This is a genomic window from Sphingomonas sp. (assembly GCF_017304615.1).
Classification (GTDB): Bacteria; Pseudomonadota; Alphaproteobacteria; order Sphingomonadales; family Sphingomonadaceae; genus Sphingomonas.
Map to the genome: position 1 here is coordinate 798,745 of NZ_JAFKLZ010000002.1, position 17,801 is coordinate 816,545.

Annotated in this window: 14 protein-coding genes; 5 read left to right on the forward strand and 9 right to left on the reverse strand. The window is 66.5% G+C overall.

Annotated elements, in window-relative coordinates; translation table 11 throughout:
* Positions 1 to 42: 42 nt before the first annotated feature.
* Both J0J06_RS12175 and J0J06_RS12180 read left to right on the forward strand, forming a co-directional pair.
* Positions 43 to 621, forward strand: a complete 579-nt coding sequence (locus J0J06_RS12175; protein ID WP_294042510.1) for a nitroreductase — start codon at positions 43 to 45, stop codon at positions 619 to 621.
* A gap of 39 nt (positions 622 to 660) precedes the next feature.
* Positions 661 to 1,014 carry a GntR family transcriptional regulator gene (locus tag J0J06_RS12180; protein ID WP_294042277.1) on the forward strand — a complete coding sequence of 118 codons (354 nt, stop codon included), beginning with the start codon at positions 661 to 663 and terminating at the stop codon, positions 1,012 to 1,014.
* Here the strand turns inward: J0J06_RS12180 and J0J06_RS12185 are convergent.
* Both J0J06_RS12185 and J0J06_RS12190 read right to left on the reverse strand, forming a co-directional pair.
* Positions 1,011 to 1,826, reverse strand: a complete 816-nt coding sequence (locus J0J06_RS12185; RefSeq protein ID WP_294042279.1) for an arylamine N-acetyltransferase — start codon at positions 1,824 to 1,826, stop codon at positions 1,011 to 1,013. The two genes, J0J06_RS12180 and J0J06_RS12185, sit on opposite strands and share 4 nt — an antisense overlap.
* Positions 1,823 to 3,535, reverse strand: coding sequence for an acyl-CoA dehydrogenase (locus J0J06_RS12190; protein WP_294042281.1), 1,713 nt, complete (start codon positions 3,533 to 3,535; stop codon positions 1,823 to 1,825). The genes J0J06_RS12185 and J0J06_RS12190 overlap by 4 nt, the downstream gene beginning before the upstream one ends.
* A 40-nt stretch (positions 3,536 to 3,575) precedes the next feature.
* Here J0J06_RS12190 and J0J06_RS12195 point away from each other — a divergent pair, with 40 nt between their 5' ends.
* Positions 3,576 to 4,547 (forward strand): L-threonylcarbamoyladenylate synthase, encoded by a 972-nt coding sequence (locus tag J0J06_RS12195; RefSeq protein ID WP_294042283.1) that lies wholly within the window; start codon positions 3,576 to 3,578, stop codon positions 4,545 to 4,547.
* Positions 4,548 to 4,671: 124 nt separating this feature from the next.
* Here J0J06_RS12195 and msrA read toward each other — a convergent pair whose 3' ends face one another.
* Complete coding sequence (msrA, locus tag J0J06_RS12200) at positions 4,672 to 5,220, reverse strand: peptide-methionine (S)-S-oxide reductase MsrA (RefSeq protein ID WP_294042512.1); 549 nt, start codon at positions 5,218 to 5,220, stop codon at positions 4,672 to 4,674.
* 67 nt (positions 5,221 to 5,287) lie between these two features.
* On the opposite strand from msrA, the gene galE reads away from it, so the two are divergent.
* The gene (gene galE, locus J0J06_RS12205) at positions 5,288 to 6,283 is read left to right on the forward strand and encodes a UDP-glucose 4-epimerase GalE (protein WP_294042285.1); all 996 of its coding nucleotides are present in this window, start codon (positions 5,288 to 5,290) and stop codon (positions 6,281 to 6,283) included.
* 24 nt (positions 6,284 to 6,307) lie between these two features.
* Here galE and J0J06_RS12210 read toward each other — a convergent pair whose 3' ends face one another.
* The 4 genes from J0J06_RS12210 to J0J06_RS12225 are packed head-to-tail and all read right to left on the reverse strand — an operon-like array spanning position 6,308 to position 13,100.
* Positions 6,308 to 8,209, reverse strand: a complete 1,902-nt coding sequence (locus J0J06_RS12210) for a glycoside hydrolase family 2 TIM barrel-domain containing protein (RefSeq protein WP_294042514.1) — start codon at positions 8,207 to 8,209, stop codon at positions 6,308 to 6,310.
* Positions 8,210 to 8,234: 25 nt separating this feature from the next.
* On the reverse strand, positions 8,235 to 9,416 hold the full coding sequence (gene uxuA, locus J0J06_RS12215) for a mannonate dehydratase (protein ID WP_294042287.1): 1,182 nt from the start codon (positions 9,414 to 9,416) through the stop codon (positions 8,235 to 8,237).
* A 14-nt stretch (positions 9,417 to 9,430) separates the two neighbouring features.
* A complete protein-coding gene (locus tag J0J06_RS12220) occupies positions 9,431 to 10,741 on the reverse strand; it encodes a dienelactone hydrolase (RefSeq protein ID WP_294042289.1) in 1,311 nt (436 codons plus the stop codon).
* Between the two features lie 43 nt (positions 10,742 to 10,784).
* A complete protein-coding gene (locus J0J06_RS12225; RefSeq protein ID WP_294042291.1) occupies positions 10,785 to 13,100 on the reverse strand; it encodes a TonB-dependent receptor in 2,316 nt (771 codons plus the stop codon).
* Between the two features lie 204 nt (positions 13,101 to 13,304).
* Here J0J06_RS12225 and J0J06_RS12230 point away from each other — a divergent pair, with 204 nt between their 5' ends.
* A complete protein-coding gene (locus J0J06_RS12230) occupies positions 13,305 to 14,072 on the forward strand; it encodes a FadR/GntR family transcriptional regulator (RefSeq protein WP_294042293.1) in 768 nt (255 codons plus the stop codon).
* Between the two features lie 12 nt (positions 14,073 to 14,084).
* Here the strand turns inward: J0J06_RS12230 and J0J06_RS12235 are convergent, their stop codons facing one another.
* Positions 14,085 to 16,484 (reverse strand): TIM-barrel domain-containing protein, encoded by a 2,400-nt coding sequence (locus J0J06_RS12235; protein ID WP_294042296.1) that lies wholly within the window; start codon positions 16,482 to 16,484, stop codon positions 14,085 to 14,087.
* Positions 16,481 to 17,743: an MFS transporter gene (locus tag J0J06_RS12240; protein WP_294042298.1), complete on the reverse strand. Its 1,263-nt coding sequence runs from the start codon at positions 17,741 to 17,743 to the stop codon at positions 16,481 to 16,483. Before J0J06_RS12240 ends, J0J06_RS12235 begins: the two co-directional genes overlap by 4 nt.
* Positions 17,744 to 17,801: the final 58 nt, after the last annotated feature.

Here is a 17,801-nt window from a genome sequence, read left to right on the forward strand (position 1 = left end):
GACCCGGGTGTAAATAGCGGGCGGCGGCCCTAGATGAGCGCCATGTTCAACGACCGCTCGACCCCGCTATCGCTCCTCGCCACGCGCCGGTCGGGCAAACCGCGTGATCTGATAGCGCCCCGACCCGACGACGCGCAGTTGCGGCAGATCCTGGAAATCGCGGCGCGGACGCCGGATCATGGCAAGCTCGCGCCGTGGCGGTTCGTGGTGGTGCCGGACGACAAGCGCGCGGCGCTGGCGGCGGTGATCACCGATGCCTATCGCGCCGAACGCCCGCAGGCGGGCGCGCTGGAAATTGCGTCGCTCGAACAATTCGCCACGCAAGCGCCGGCTTTGGTGGTCGTGTTGTATTCGCCAAAGACGGAAAGTCATATTCCACTGTGGGAACAGGAATTGTCGGTGGGGGCGGCGTGCATGAACCTGCTCCACGCGGCGCATGCTCTGGGGTTTGCCGGCGGTTGGCTGACCGGATGGGCGGCTTTTTCCGACGCGGTGCGGGATGCGTTCGGCGCAGCGCCGGAACGGATCGCCGGGTTTATCTTCCTTGGCACCCCGGCAAAGCAATTGGAGGAAAGGCCTCGCCCAGATCCGGGCAAGATTGTTTCAACATGGGGCGGTTAATCGACTGGACGTAGGCGTCGATTGGTGTATTAAAGCAGCATGGCACTCAGCAACGACGACAGCCCGGTCTATATCCGCTTGCGGGGCGGGATCGCCGCCGCGATCCTCCGCGGCGAATATCGCGCCGGCGACCAACTCCCCTCGGTTCGCGCGCTCGCCGCCGAACATGGCGCCAACCCGCTGACCGTGGCGAAGGCGTATCAGAGCTTTCAGGACGACGGTTACGTCGAGGTACGGCGCGGGGTCGGCATGTTCGTGCTGCCGGGCGCGGCGGAGAAACTGCGCGTCGCCGAGCGCGCGCGCTTCGTCAACGACCAGTGGCCCCGGATCGCCGAGCATATCGAACTGCTCGGGCTCGACGCCGCCGACCTTCTGGAACGCGAGCGCGCTTAGAACAACCCGAGCGCCGCGACGTCTTCGGCGCTGAGATCGATCCCGAACATCATGCTGAGCCGTAGTCGATAGACGCGCGGATCGTCGATCTGCGCCATCGTGTCCACGCCGCCCGCGTGCCGCCCGTATTTGCGATCGTTCAAGGCAGCGTAGCCGGTGGGCAAGGCGATGCTCACGATGGCCATGTCGACGAAACGTGTCCCCGGCGCGGTCGCGGTCCAGTGATTGGACATATCGAGATCGGCCTGAGCAACCTCGGTGAGCAGGAAGCTGTACTGGTCGACCGCGCCGCTGCCGCCGCGACCGTCGGTTGCGCCGATAGGGCCGTTGCGGATCAACACCCAGCCTCGCTCGTCTTCGATCAGCCGGAACAGCGCGCCATCGGGAGCGGTGGCTTCCGCGCCCGCGACCAGTGGCATTGGTGGCGCATAGCTGCCACCGAACCCGGCGTCGGCGATCCATTCCTGCCCGTCGATCGTGACCAACAGCAACATGTGCGTGAGGCCGGGCGTTCCAGTGGCGCCGAGCAACACGCGCGCGAGCAGCGTCCTCGCGGTGAAGCCGAGTTCCGTCAGCGCGTCGAGGAACAGCCGGTTCTGTTCGAAGCAATAGCCGCCGCGCTTGGCGGTCACCAGCTTGGCGAAGACCGACTCGCTGTCGATGCGGATGCCACGCCCGAGGCGGATGTCGAGGTTCTCGAACGGAATGTGCAGCCGATGCGCGCGCTGCACCGCCGCTAGGCCGTGTTCGTCCAGCGTCGGCCGTGCGGGCAGCTTTATCCGCGCGAGATAGGCGTCGAGGTCGAAGCTCATGCGGCGAACAGGTCGGCGGGCAGGTCGTAGAGGATGGCGGCGGGCGCGGTGGCGGCGGCGTGCAGGCCGAGAGCCTCGGGCACGATCTGTCCCACGTAGAAGGCCGCGACTGCGCGCTTCATCCGGCTGAAATCGTCATCGCCGTCGGCGAGGCGACCCTGGCGCTCCATCAGCCAGCCGCAGACGGCGACCGACAGCATCGTCAGGAACGGATAGCTCGCCGCCAAGCGATCATCGACATCGGCGGTGGCGAGCCGCCGACCGACATCGTCGCACGCGTCGATCAGCGCGCGCAACGCCGCATCCTCCGACTCGGCGCGCATGTCGGCGATCAGCGTGTTGAACGCCGCGCCGTTCGACAGGCCGAGCTTGCGCCCGACCAGATCGGCTGCCTGGATGCCATTGGTGCCTTCGTAGATCGGCGTGATGCGGGCATCGCGGAAGAATTGCGCGGCGCCGGTCTCCTCGATGAAGCCCATGCCGCCATGCACCTGGACGCCGAGAGAAGCGACTTCGTTGCCGATGTCGGTGCCGTGCGCCTTGGCGAGCGGGGTGAGGATTTCGAGCCGGTCCTTCGCCGCTTCGTCGCTGTCGGCGCGATCCACCATGCTCGCCGCGAGATAGACGAGCGCGCGCGCCGCCTGGGTCTGCGCCTTCATCCGCATCAGCATGCGGCGCACGTCGGGATGCTCGACGATCGCGACCGGGGTCTTGTCGGGCGATCCGGCGCGCGCCGACTGGATGCGTTCGCGCGCGAACTCGACCGCTTTCTGCGTCGCGGCCTCCGCGACTTGCACGCCCTGCAGGCCGACGTTCAAACGCGCGTTGTTCATCATCGTGAACATCGCGCGCATCCCACCGTTTTCGGGACCGATCAGCTCGCCGATACAGTCGCCGTTGTCGCCGAACGACAGCACGCAGGTCGGCGAGGCGTGAAGGCCCATCTTGTGCTCGATCGACACCACGCGAACGTCGTTGAACGCACTAGGTTTGCCGCCGGTGTCGAGGCGGTATTTGGGGACGAGGAACAGCGATATGCCGCGCGTTCCCTCGGGCGCGCCGGGGGTGCGGGCGAGGACGAGGTGGACGATATTGTCGGCCATGTCGTGGTCGCCGAACGAGATGAAGATCTTCGTGCCGCTGATGCGATATGTGCCGTCGCCGACCGGTTCCGCCCGGCTCTTGAGCGCGCCGACGTCGCTGCCCGCCTGCGGCTCGGTCAGGTTCATCGTGCCGGTCCATTCGCCGGTCGCGAGGTGGGGGAGATAGGCGGCCTGCTGTTCGGGCGTGCCGTGGTGGAGCAACGCCTCGATCGCGCCCACCGTTAGCGTCGGCGCGAGCGCGAAGCCCATGTTCGCGGTACCCAGCGTCTCCAGCACGGCGCTCGCCAGCACGAACGGCAGCCCCTGCCCCCCGAAATCGGCCGGTGCGCCGATCGTACCCCAGCCGCCCGCAACATAATCGCGATAGGCCTGGGGATAGCCGGTGGGCATCTTCACGCCCTGCTCGGTCCATTTCGGGCCGTTAGTGTCGCCTTCCCGATTGAGTGGCGCCCATTCGCCCGCCGCGAACTGGCCCGCGCCCTCCAGTACGGCGTCGATCAGATCGGGGGTCGCGTCGGCGAACCGCTCCGTGGCGGCGAGATCGGCGATCCTGGCGACGGTATCGAGCACGAAACGCTGTTCGCGGACGGCGGGGGTAAACGGCATCGGCTTCCTCTCTGACTCGCGCGCGCTATAGCGGCACAACATGGACGCGCCAAACACCCGGATCCTGCCGTATAACAAGCACAACATTGCCGAGGCCGCGGCGCTGATCGCGGCGGGCAAGTGCGTCGCGGTGCCGACCGAGACGGTCTACGGCCTCGCCGCCGATGCCACCGATGGCGCTGCAGTGGCAGGAGTTTATGCAGCCAAGGGCCGGCCGAGCTTCAACCCGCTGATCGTCCATGTGCTCGATCTCGACGCGGCGAAGAAGCTGGCGGCGTTCGATGCGCGGGCCGAAGCGCTGGCGGCGGCGTTCTGGCCGGGGCCGCTGACGCTGGTGCTGCCGCTCAAGCCCTCGTCCGGGATCGCGTCGTTGGTGACGGCGGGGTTGGAGACGATCGCGATCCGCGTCCCCGCGCACCGCGCGATGCGCGCGTTGCTGGAGGCGTGCGGCAAGCCGCTCGCTGCCCCCTCGGCGAACGCGTCGGGCACGATCAGCCCAACCCGCGTCGAGCATGTCGCGCATAGCCTGGACGGGCGCATCCCGCTGATCCTCGACGACGGGCCGACGCGGGCTGGGATCGAATCGACGATCGTGCGCGAAGTGTTCGGCATGACGCGCATCCTGCGGCACGGTCCGATCACCGGCGCGCAAGTGCTGGCGGCGCTGACCGACGGGGCGCACAAGGTCGATCGTTTCGACACTGGCGAAGATGCGGCGGACAAGATCGAGGCGCCGGGCCAGCTTTCGTCGCACTACGCCCCGCGTAAGCCGCTGCGCATCGATGCGCGCGCGCCCGCCGACGACGAATGGATGATCGGGTTCGGCGACATAGCGGGCGACGACAACCTGTCGCCGAGTGGCGATTTGACCGAAGCGGCGACGCGGCTGTTCGACCTGCTGCACAAGGCGGATGCGTCGGACAAGCCCGAGATCGCGGTCGCGCGCATTCCCGAGGACGGCATCGGCGAGGCGATCAACGACCGCCTGCGCCGCGCCGCGCATCGCGGCTGATCATGATCGTCGGGTAGCTGCCGTGCTCCAGCGAAGACTGGAGCGTTGGAAACGTCGACCTGCGATAGCCAACGCTCCGGCCTTCGCCGCAGCACCACTTTAGCATTGCTCGACGGCTCGCAGACTAGGCCGGCTCGCTCGCCGCCTTCGACCGTGCGGCAAAGCTCTTGCGCAGCTTTTGCAGCTTGGGCGGGATCACCGCGATGCAATAGGGGTTACGCTGGCCTTCGCCTTCCCAATATTGCTGGTGATAATCCTCGGCCGGATACCATTCGGCCATCGGCTCGATCGTGGTGACGATCGGCGAGGGCCAGTTGGCGGCATTGCGCGCGATCGCCGCCTCGGCCTCCGCCCGCTGGGCATCGTCCGCCGGGAAGATCGCCGAGCGATATTGCGTCCCGACGTCGTTGCCCTGGCGGTTGAGGGTCGTCGGATCGTGCGTCGCGAAGAAGATGTCGAGCAGGTCGGCATAGGTCACCTGGCTCGCGTCGAACCCGACCCTGATCGCCTCGGCATGGCCGGTGACGCCGCTGCACACCTGTTTGTAGGTCGGGTTCGCGACGTGCCCGCCGATATAGCCGCTCTCGACGCTCTCGACGCCGATCACGTCCTTGTACACTGCCTCGGTGCACCAGAAGCAGCCGCCGGCCAGAGTCGCATAGTCGGTCGCCATCATTCGCTCCTTTTCAAGTTGGTCCAGATATAGGTAGGGGCGGCGCCGACGGTAAGAGGATGCGGGCATGAGCAAGGGTAGTGTGCTGGTCACGGGCGGCGCGGGCTATATCGGCAGCCACGCGGTGCTGGCGTTGCTTGACACCGGCTGGGACGTGGTGGTGGTCGACAACCTCACAACCGGGTTCGACTGGGCGGTCGACAAGCGCGCGACGTTGGTCCGCGCCAATATCGAGGACGACGACGCGGTGCGCGGCGCGATGCGCGACCATAGTGTCGTTGCAGTGATGCACTTCGCCGGGTCGATCGTCGTGCCGGAGTCGGTCACCGACCCGCTCAAATATTACCGCAACAACACGGTCGCCAGCCGTGCGCTGATCGAAAGCGCGGTCGTGTCGGGCGTGAAGCATTTCATCTTCAGTTCGACCGCTGCGACTTATGGCGACGCCAAGAAGATCCCGGTCGCGGAGGACGACCCGACGATCCCGATCAATCCCTATGGCACGTCAAAGCTGATGACCGAGGCGATGCTGCGCGACGTCGCGGCGGCGCATCCGATGAACTATTGCGCTCTCCGCTACTTCAACGTTGCGGGGGCTGATCCGCAGGGCCGCACCGGGCAATCGACCGCGGGCGCGACGCACTTGATCAAGGTCGCGGTCGAGGCCGCGACGGGCAAGCGCGAGTCGGTCAGCGTGTTCGGTACCGATTTCCCGACCCCCGACGGCACCGGTGTGCGCGACTATATCCATGTCAGCGACCTCGCCGCCGCGCACGTCCATGCGCTCGACCGGCTCATAGCGGTGCCGACCGAGAGCCTGACGATGAACGCCGGTTACGGCCATGGCTATTCGGTGATGCAAGTGCTCGACGCGGTCGATCGCGTGACCAATCACGAGATCAAGCGCGTCATCGGCCCGCGCCGGCTGGGCGATTCCGCCGAGCTGGTGTCGGACAATCGCCGTATCCTGGCGACCTTGCCGTGGCAGCCGCGATATGACGACCTCGATCAGATCGTCCGCGACGCGCTGGCATGGGAGCGCAAGCTAGCCGAGCGCGGCTGATCGCCCCTTCCCGGGTGTCCCGTCTCAGCGCTTCGCCATGTTGGCCTTGCCCGCATAATAGCTCCCTAGCACGTCGAACGCTTGTTTCCGCTGGCCGGTTTCGGAGATCAGGCCCTTGCGGTTCCAGCCCTGCTGGAAATCGGGATTCTGGCGGCGCGGCGAACGGAAATCCTTCAGGATCCAGGGCGACATGCCGCGCAGCGTCGGGATCTTGTCGACCATTCCCAACGTCTTGCGGTAGTATTCGGCCTGATATTCCTCTGAGAATTTCTGGGGCATGGTGCGCAGGTCGTGGAACCCTGCCTTTGCGTCAGCGCCAAATTCGGAAAAGATCAGCGGCTTGTTCGCCGGCACGCGGAAACTGAAACCCGCCAGATCGTCGAGCCGGTCGGGCGTGTACCACCCGAAATACGTGTTGATAGCGACCAGATCGAGCGCGTCGGCGAGCGGATCGGCCATCGCGATGACGGGCTTTCCGTCCGGTCCCTTGGAACGTTCGGTCAGCAACGCCGCGCTAACCAGCCGCGTATCGTCGAGCGCGCGCACGTCGCCCACCAGCGTGCGCAGGAAGGTGTTCCGCGCATCCGTCACCGGGGTTTCGTTGGCGACGCTCCAGATCGCGATCGAAGCCCGATTGCGGTCGCGCAGGATATTTTCCGCGATCATGTTGCGCGCGGTCGCCAGCGTGTCGGGGTTGGACCAGGCGACGCGCCAATAGACCGGCACCTCGCTCCACACGATGATGCCCATCTCGTCTGCCAGCCGAGTCATCACTTCGCTGTGCGGATAATGGGCGAGCCGAACGTAATTGCCGTGCAGCCCGTCCCTGATCTCCCCGAGCAGCGCGCGGGCGGCGGCGGGCGTCATCGCGCGGGTCGGCTCGGCGCCCAGTTCCTCCTCGTGCAGCGACATGCCGCGCAGGAAGATCGGCTTGCCGTTGAGCAGGATGTCGGGGCCGCGCACCTCGATCGTGCGAAAGCCGATACGGTCGCGCCATTCGTCGCCGCCGGCGGTGATCGTCACGTCATAGAGCTTGGGCCGGTCGGGGGACCAGCGGATCAGCGCGCTGGGCGCTGCCGCGGTCGCGCGCCAGTCTCCCTTCGCATCGGTTGTCCCGGCAAGGTCGAGGCCCAACTCCGCGATGCGCAGGCGCACTGGGCGGTTGGCGGCCTGCGCCCCGTCGAGATGAGCGTCGATCGCCAGCTTGCCGTCGCGCGTCATCCGCACCCAGGCATCGTCGACATAGGTGTCGGGGGTCGAGATCAGCCGGACCGGCCGCGTGATGCCGCCATAATTCTCCCAGTCGGTGACGGGCGGCGGAACGGTTGCTTCGGTGGCCTGCGAATCGACGCCGACGGTGATCTGATTGTCGCCGTCGCGAAGCAGCTTCGTCACTTCGAACGCGAACGGCGTGAAGCCGCCTTCGTGCCGCCCGACGGGCTTGCCGTTGAGATAGACGACGGTCGAATAATTGGCCGCGCCGAAGCGGAGGAAATAGCGGCCCTTGCGGTTCACCGGCGCAGTGAACGTGCGCTGGTACCACATCAGCCCCTGATAATAACGCAGCTCGGGCGCTTCGGTCAGCCATGAGGAGGGCAGGGTGGTGACTGGCGACCTCGAGAGGTCGAACTCGTACATCGCAAGGCTATCGTCGCGCATCGCCTTGCTGACGTCGAGGTCGAGGTAGCGCAACTGGCTGTCGCCGGGCGTTTCGCCGTGGAAGCCGGCGATGCCCGCACGGAACGGATCGACCGAATAATGCCACGGCCCGGACAAATCGAGACCGGGGCGCATGTCGGCGGATACGAGCAGGGGGCTGGTCTTGACCGTCGCCAGCGGCAGGTTGGCGGGAGCCGCCAGTTGCGCCGCCGCGGGCATCGCGCCGATCGCCGCTACGGCGATCAGCCGCCGGATCATCTTCACCATCTGCACGTCGCTCTCCCGTTAGTTATTAGTCGGCGCGCTCCCGATCGCGCGCAAAGGCGATCCCGCGTTCCAATCCGCGAAGTTCGGCGAGACCCCGCATCCGGCCGAGCAGCGAGTAACCGGGGTTGGTCCGCTTCGGCAGGTCGTCGAGCATCTGATGGCCATGGTCCGGCCGCATCGGCAGCGACCGGCCGGTCCGTCGTTGCAGCCGGTGCACCGCGCCCACGATCGCCGCCATGTCAGCATCGCCTTCCAGGTGCGCGGCCTCGTGAAACGCGCTTCGCGCCTCGCGCTGGACCGACCGCAGATGCAGGAAGCCGATGCGGTCGCCGAGCCGATCGACCATTCCGGGCAAGTCGTTATCCGCTCGCACCCCGAACGACCCTGCGCAAAAGCACAGGCCGTTCGACGGGTTGGGCACCTGGGTGAACAGATGCGCGACATCGGCCTCCGTGCTGACGACGCGCGGCAGGCCGAACATCGGGAAGGGTGGATCGTCGGGATGCACGACCAGGCGGATGCCGGCTTCGTCCGCGACCGGGCAGACGGCCTGAAGAAAGGCGATGTGGTTGCGGCGCAGCTCGTCCGGGCCGGTATCGGCATAGGTGCCGATCGCCGTCAGGAACTCGCCGGTCGTGAAGCTTTCCTCGCTGCCGGGCAGGCCGGCGATGATCGTCTGCGCCAGCGCCGCCCTGGCCGCATCGTCCATCGCATGGAACCGGCGCGCCGCCGCCTCCACCATATCGGGTGCATAGTCGGCCGTGGCGCCGGGCCGGCCGAGGATATGGATGTCGTAAGCGGCGACGGCCTCCAGCTCGAAGCGCAAAGCGAGCGCGCCGTCGGGCATTTCCCAGGCCAGGTCGGTCCGCGTCCAGTCGAGCAGTGGCATGAAATTGTAGGTGACGACTGTGATCCCGCACGCCGCTAGATTGCGCAGGCTGTCGCGATATTGCTCGATCAGCCGATCGTACCCGGCGCTGCGCGTCTTGATCGCTTCGTGCACGGGCAAGCTTTCGACGACGGTCCAGCCAAGCCCCGATCGTTCGATCATCGCCTTGCGCGCGGCGATGGCGTCCGGCGCCCAGACTTCCCCGTTGGCGGCATCGTGCAGCGCGGTCACGACCTCCGCCGCGCCAGCCTGACGGATGTCACGCAGCGATACCGGGTCATCCGGTCCGAACCAGCGCATGGTCTGAGTCATGAACATGCCGGGGCGCGCTCCTATTGCGCCGCTTTGAATTCGAAGGTCATTCCGGACGCCTTGTTCGGCTGGAAACCCTTCCACAAGGTGACGGGCGCGCCGGGGCTGTAGCCTGCATAACGCCCCGTCGGCGCGTCGGTCCACGTGCCGTCGTTCGAATTCGGCACCAGCCCGTCGATAAAGGCGGCCTTCGCCTGGTCGCCCTTGACGTAGCGATCGAGGAACGCGGTGATGAAATGCGCCTGGATGGCGATCAACCGGTCCTTGCGCCAAACGGGGTCCTCGAACCAGTCCCAGTCCCAATAGGACGCGCGCATTTCCGGCGGTGCACCGATCAGCGCGATGCTGTGTCCGGCGTCGCGGAACGTCAGCAGGTATCGCGGGGCGCACACTTCCTGATCGAACAACGTACGCACGCCGGGGTCGTAGCCAACACTGCGATCGAGGCTGCCGACGATGAACAAGGTCGGTGCGGTGATCGCGCCGACACCGGGGGACGACCACAGGTTCGCGCCGCGCAGGATGCTCGCCGGCGCGATCGCGACCACCGCCTTGACGTTGGCGACCTTGAGTTCCGCCGCTTTGGGTCCGCCCGCGACATAGGGCTTGAGCACGTCGCGCGTCCGCCCCGCCATGCCCGGGTCGAGCGGCGCGCCCGCGGCGGTCAGCACGCCATAACCACCCATCGAATACCCAATCAGGACGGTGCGATCGGCGTCGGCGGCGGCGAACGGCCCCTGCCCCCGGCGCGCGCGCCGCTGCGCCTCGGCGGCGACGAACGCGATGTCGAGCGGCCGCCGGGCAAGCGGCCCCGCCTGCGCCGCCGCGGTGCGGATGCTGATCGGCGGGTCGCGGAACGCCGGGGCGACGACGACATAGCCCTTGCTCGCCAGATTCTCGCCGAGCCACGACAGCGCCTCGGGCGTGTTGCTATAGCCGTGCGCCAGAATCGCGAGCGGGTAGCGGCCTTTCGCCGCCAGCGCGCCGGGCGTCGCGATGCCGGGGACGGTGAATGCGACATCCTTGCCGTTCTCGCCTGGCAAGGCGCTGCGGTAGATCGTACCCTTGCCGGGCGCGGCGGCCGGGTACCAGACCTTCAGCGGCAGGCGGCGGTCACCCACCGCAGGCCGTTCCTCGCCCTTCAGCGGATCGGCCTGGTCAGGCTGGATCATTTCCATATCGACCACGCCGACCGGGTTGGGGCCCAGCGCGGCGAGTTGGGGCGCATCGACGCCGGGGCGTGCGGGGGGAGTCTGCTGCGCGTTGACCGCCGCCGTCATCAACGCCGCCGCCGCGCACGTCAGAGCCGGCAGGATCACAATACGCATCATGTCGCCCCTGTTTACGTCACGCCGACGGCGCGTCGCCGTACGATCAGAAATTCACCCCGAGCCGCACGCCAGCATACCGGCGGAAATCACGTGGCAGGATCGCCTGAGTCGCGATCTTGTTGCCGAAGTTTCCCGCCGTGTTGACGAGCGAGGGGTAGTATTGCTTGTCGAACACATTGTTGACGAACGCGACGATCTCCCACTTGCGATCCTTGTCGCGGACGCCGAGCCCGGCATTGACGATGCCGTAGGCCGGCTGGAACGTCTGGGGGTCTTCCGCAACGTAATAGACGCTGCTCTGATACTGCCAGTTGGCCTGCACGATCCCCTTCAAGTCACCGCCGAGCGACGGCGAGTAATCGGCGGCGAGCGAGAATTTCCATTTCGGCGCTTGCACGGCGCGCGCGCCGGTCAGGTTCTGGCGCGTCGGGGAGCCCGTGCAACCCTGCGCCGCGGTCTGCAGCGGATAACATTGGGCCACGTCGAACGACGTGTATTTGGCGTCCAGATAGACGACGGAAGCGGCGAGGTTCAGGTCGCTGCCGATCCGCGCCCCTCCTTCCACTTCGACGCCCTTGGCGTTCAGGCCGCCGACATTGGTCAGGCGGAAGTTGGTCGTCCCGTCGGCCAGCGTTTCGATCGTCTGCGCCTGCAGGTTCTTGTAGTTCGTATCGAAGTAGGTGGCGTTTAGCGTCAGGCGGCGATCGAGGAACTGCGCGCGCATGCCGATTTCCTTGTCGCGCGAGCGTTCGGGCTTGATCGGACCGGCGGCCGCGCGATTGGCGTTGAAGCCGGTCGTCAGGTCGTAGGTCTGGCCCTTATACCCCGTCGAATAGGTCGCGAAGAACATCACGTCTGGCGTGACCTGGTAACTGCCGCTGATGCGATAGGTCCCCGCGGTATCTTCCGCGCTACCGCTGAAGAACGACCGCGCAGGAGCAACGGCAAGGTTGTCCTGGAAGGTGTAGGATACGCGTTCGTTCTGTACCCGGCCGCCCAGGGTCACCGTCAGCTTGGGGACGAGTTCCCAGTCGATCTGTCCGAACGCGGCAAGCTGGCGCGAATTCGACGTCGCATACCAATTGGCCAGCGAGAAAGCCGGGCCGCGCAGGAACGGGCGCTTGAAATGGACGCTGGCGCCATACAGGCCGAGCGTATAGCGGAACGGCTTGTCGCTGGGCGACTGCAGACGAAATTCCTGCGTGATCAGCCGCGAGCGAAAGATGCCGATCTGCGTGTTGTTGCCGACGGCGGCGGACGACGACGTGTCGTCATGGTCGAGATAGTCGTTCAGGCGGAACTTGTCGTACGAACTGATCGATACGAACGTCATGTCGCCCACCCCGACCTCCGAGCGGAGCGATACCCCACCGCCTTCATATTTGGTGCGTGACGGGTAGTTGTTGCTGATGTCGCGATTGTCGGGACCGATCGTCACGCCGGGGAACACCACGGCTGGGGTCTGGCCGGCGGTGTTGCGGAGCAAGGCGGTGGGATCGAGGCGAATGAAGGGCCGCCCGACGGTGCTGTTGCCGTTCAGGTAATTGCCCGACAGCGTGAAGCTGACGTCGGACACTGGTTCCCAACGCAGCTTGCCGCGCATGTTGAACGCCTCGCGCCCGTTGACCTTCTGACCGTTGAACAAGTTACGGACGTTGCCGTCCCAATGCGAATAGCTGGCCGACAGCACGTAGCCGAGTTGCGGGCTGAGCGGGCCGGAAATACTGAAATTGCCGCCATATTCGCTGTCGGTGGTGCCCATCACATTGGCCCGCACGCGCAGCGTGTCGGTGGGCTGGCGGGTGATGATGTTGATCAGGCCGGCGGAGGCCGACTTGCCGTAGAGCGTGCTCTGCGGGCCGCGCAACACTTCGATACGCTCTACGTCGGGCAGATCGGTGAACGCGCGCGCCTGGAAGGCCAGCGGGACTTCGTCGACCAGCACCGCGACGCTCGATTCGACGCCGATCCCGAACGCGAAGGTGCCGACGCCGCGCAGCGACACGTTTGCGTTGACCGGGTGTTCGGCGGGGCGAACGGTCAGCGATGGCGCGACCTTGCCCAGGTCCTGGAACTGGGTGATGCCGGAGGCCTTCAACTGCGCCTCCCCCACGACCGACACGGCGAGCGGCACGCGCTGGACGTTTTCCGAGCGCTTCTGGGCGGTGATGATGATGTCGCCTTCGCCCCAGGTATCGGACGCGGAGTCGCTGGTCGGACCAGTCGGCGCCGTCTGAGGGGCCGGGGTCGCCGGGTCGGCGGGCTTCGCGGGATCGTTTTTCGCTAACGCCGGCGCCGCATTTAACGCGAGCACGATGGCCAGAGCGCCACGGCCGACCGATGAACGCAATCCGAGCATGTTTCTTCTCCCCTAGACCTTGGCGGCAGGTTCTTTCCTGCCCGCGTTTGGCCAGTCAGCTAGCAAATGGTCTGACCACATGCAAGTCCTGCCTGACATGTCGGGTCGAAGTCTTTAGCGTGAGCATGCCCTCTATTGCCCCCTCGTGTGAGTGCCGTTACGTTCGACCAAGTCATGTCCGCCAAAAGATTGATCAGGCCAGTTGTGAAACTCCCGCCCGCCGCGCCCGATGGGCGAAAGCTCTATCAGCAAGTTGCGGCGGCGGTGGCCGACGCGATCCAGCGCGGCGATTTCGCGCCGGGGCAGCGCATTCCGTCCGAACGCGAACTGGCCGAGGAATATAAGGTCAGCCGCCCGACCATCCGCGAGGCGATGATTGCGCTCGAAGTCATCGGCGTCGTACGGTCCCGCCACGGCTCGGGTATCTTCGTCGTCGACAATCCTCCGCTCGACGCGCCGACGATCAGCCTCGACATCGGCGCGTTCGAGCTGACCGAGGCGCGCCGGCTGTTCGAGGCGGAGGCGGCGGCGCTCGCCGCCGTGTCGATCACCGATGAGGAAATCGCCACGCTGGAAACGCTGATCGGCGACATGGAGCGCGAGAATCTGGAGCATGTCGCGGGCGAACATGCCGATCACGAATTCCACATGACGATCGCGCGCGCGACGCGCAATTCGGCGGTGGTCGATGTGGTCCAGTCGCTATGGGAAGCGCGCTTCCGCTCACCGCTATGCCAGCACATGCTCGAACGGGCGCGCAGTGTCGGCGTCGTGCCGCGGATCGACGAGCACCAGACGATCTTGGCGGCGTTGCGCGATCGCAACCCGAACGCGGCGCGCAAGGCGATGCGCGATCACTTGGCGCGCGTGATCGACGGGCTGCTCAAGGCGACGGAAAGCGACGCGTTCGAGCGGGCGCGGGCGGAAGTCGAGGCGAAGCGGACCGATCTGGCGCGCCGCGTCGCCGTCTGAAACGTCAGCGGGTTACGCGCCGATCGTCAGCGTGACGCCGCGCCGGCGGTCATGCTCGACCGGGCTGCCCGCGCCGCCATTGACCACCAGCGGTCGAGTCTCATCGGGCGGCAACAGCAAGGTGACCGTGTCGTCACCCCAAGTTCCAGGGCCGTCGCGGCGTACCTCGATGATGATTTGCGTCGCATCCGCTCTGCCTGACAGATGCCAGCGATCGACCGGCCCGGTGCCGTCGCCCGCATCCTCGATCGCCGATCGGGCGAACGCGCCGTCGCGGGGCGGGAACAACCAGAAGCCGCGGCGATAGGGTCCCGGCCGCCATCCGCCCTTCGCAAGATCGACCAGCATCGCCGATCCGGCGCGCGCCAATAACGGTGGCGGCCCGTCGAGCGGGGCAGGGAGCTCGACCTCCGATCCTCCCGCGATGCACGCGCCGGTCCACACGTCGATCCATTCGGCGCCGACGGGGGGGCGGACACGGCGAGTCTCCGCGCTCGGTTCCATCACTGGCGCGACCAGCAGGTCGGGGCCGAGCAGATGTTCGTCACTTTCTTCCCACGCTTTCGGATCGCCCGGGAAATCGAGCCACGTCGGCCGCACCATCGGCTCGTAATCGGCGTGGTAGCGGTGGAGCAGGTCGTAGAGGAACGGGATCAGCGTCTGGCGGAGCGCCATCAACCGGCGGATCGTGGGCAGCGCCTCGGGGAACATCCAGGGTTCGTTGACGCTCCTGTCGTCGTTCCAGCTATGGATGCTGAACCGCGGCATCACCACGCCCGCCTGCACCCAGCGCACCAGCAGTTCGGGTGACGGCGCCGGTCCCGCGAACCCGCCGACGTCGTGGCCGTTGTTCGACACGCCCGACAGCGCCATCCCGATCGCCATCCGCGCATTGTAGCGCAGCGTCTTCCAGGCGGTGAAATTGTCCCCGCTCCATGTCTGGGCATAACGTTGCAGTCCTGCCATCCCGGCGCGCGTGACCGCGAAGGGCCGGCGTTCCGGCAACGCTTCGGCCTGCGCGCGGCGCGATGCGCGCGTCATCAGCAGCGGCTGGACCGGGCGCATTGCCGCGGCAGGCTGCGGATCGCCGAACCCCGCGAAGCGCGCGCGGGCGTCCCACAGCTCATATTCGTTATTGTCGTTCCAGCTCGCAACCATGCCCTGGTCGAGCAGCGCGGCCTTCACCTGGTCTCGCCACCACGCGGCTGCGTGGGGGTTGGTGAAGTCGATCTGGCTGCCAACCTCGTCCCAGAACTGCGCCTCGACGGGCGTACCGTCCTCGTCGCCGACGAACAGTCCGGCGGCGGCGACGTCGTCGTAACGCGGATGGCTGCGCAGCAATGCCGGTTTGATGTTGGGCACGAGTTCGACGCCCGCCTGCGCGTAGCTGGCGACAAACGCGGCGGGGTCGGGAAACTTGTCGGTATTCCAGTGGAATACATATCTTTTGTCGCCGATCGATGTATAGCCCGACGACAGATGGAAGGACGAACAGCCGATGTCGTGCTCGGCGAGCTTGTCGAGGAACCGCGCCATCTGCTCGGCCGCGTCGGGCGCGTCGGTATAGCTCATCGTCGAGCCCGAATAGCCCAGCGACCAGCGTGGCATCAGCGCCGGCCGGCCGGTCAGCCAGGTGAACCGGCGCGTCACTGCGAGCGGGTCAGGCCCCGCGATCATCCAGAGGTCCAGGTCGCCGGCGTCCGCCACCATGCGGCGATACCAGCCGTGATAATTGTCCATCTCGCGGCCGAAATCGAACTGGACGTCCGCGACCGTGTCGTAGAACGCGCCGTGGCAGCGACCGTCCGCATCCGCGACGAGAATGTAGGGGATGGACTTGTAGAGCGGATCGCTGGCTTCCGCGTCGTAGCCCATCGCGTCGAGGTTGGTCAGGCGAAAGCTGCGCCCGGCGCGGTCGGTGTCGCCGCTCTTTTCGCCAAGGCCGAAGAAACGCTCGCCCTTACGCCGTGCGCAATAATGGTGCGCCCGTCCGTCCCACCAGCCGAAATCGTAGGATTGCGTGGGGCGGTCCGCCGCCATCAGGCGCCAACCGTCGCCATCCTGCTGTTCCCAAGTGCAATGCAGGCCGTGGAGGCGGATGGTGACGCGCAGGCGGGCGGTTTCGACGACGAGAACGCCGTCGGCCCTGCCCGCGCGGAAATCGGGGCAAGTGAAGCCGTTGATGTCCAGCCGGTCGCGTCCCGGCTCGGCGATGTCCGATGCGCCCGGCGCGATCGCCCAGCTCGGCGGGCTGGTCACCGTGCCATCGGCCAGCAGCAACAGCCGGACGATGTCGTCCTCGAGCACGAAAAGATGCGCCACCGCGCCGGTGTCCGACGTGAGCGTCAGCTTTCCCCGCTCGCGCCCGGCCGGCGTGAAAAGGGGCGGGTTGGACAGGGTGGCGCGTCTCATGCGGTGGCCTCCGTTCGGCGAGGGGTCAGTCGGCGGATGAAGGCGATCAGCACGGCAGCGCCGATCAAGTCGAACACGCCCAGCGCGGCGAACAACGGCGCATAGCCGATACTGTCGACATAGCGTCCGATCAGGAAGGTGAAAATCAGCCCGCCGATCCATCCGGCCTGGCCGACGAACCCGTTGGCGGTGCCCACCTCCTCGGGATCAAACACGTCGGCGGACAGGGTGTTGATCAGCACCGAGATCACCTGATGCGCGAAGCCGCCGATGCAGAACAGCGCGATGGCGGTGTAGGGACTGACCGCCAGCCCGATGCACCCCGGCGCGATCATCAACACCGCCGCCAGGCTGATCCCCAGCACGCGTGACGGGATCAACGACACGCGGAAACGCTTCATGAAGAACGGCGACAGATAACCGCCGAGCACGCCGCCCAGATCGGCGGCAAGAAAAGGCAGCCACGCGAACGCCGCGATTTGCGCCAGGTCCATATGCCGCTCGGTCGCTAGATAGAGCGGGATCCAGAAGCTGAAGGTCTGCCACGCCGGTTCGGCGAGGAAGCGCGGAACCGCAATCACCCAGAAGCGCGCGGACGACAGGATTTCCCACGCGCTCGCTTTTCGCGGCGCAGCGGCGGGACGGTCCTCGGCGATCATCGCCTGTTCCGCCGGGGTGATTGCCGGGTGATCCTGTGGCGGACGGTAGAAGGCGTACCACGCCGCCGCCCAGAACAGGCCGATCGCGCCCGTCACGACGAAAGCGAGCCGCCAGTCGCCCCATAACGTGACCGCCACGACCAAAGGCGGCGCGATCAACGCGCCGAGCGAGGTGCCCGCATTGAACCAGCCGGTCGCGACCGACCGCTCGCGCGCGGGGAACCATTCGGCGATCGCCTTCATCCCGGACGGGATCGCCGCAGCTTCGGCAAGCCCCAGCAGGCCGCGGAAGAAAGCGAGGCTCACCCACCCCCGCGCCAGCGCGTGCAGCATGTTGGCGATCGACCAGGCAATGGCGAACAGCGCGAACCCGGTACGCAGCCCGAACCGGTCGACGACGAAGCCAGCGACCGGCTGCATCGCCGTATAGGCAAGCTGGAAGGCCATCACGACATAGCTGTATTCGGCAGTAGAGATCGCCATCGAGGTCTTGAGTTCCGGGGCCAGCACGCCCAGCGAATTGCGCGCCAGATAATTGGCGATCGTGCCGGCGCAAATCAGCGCGACGATCCACCACCGCAGATGCGGGATCCGTTTCACTCTATCTCTCCCGCCCCGGGACGTCGCCCGTCATCGTTGGCATAGCGGTTAGACCAAC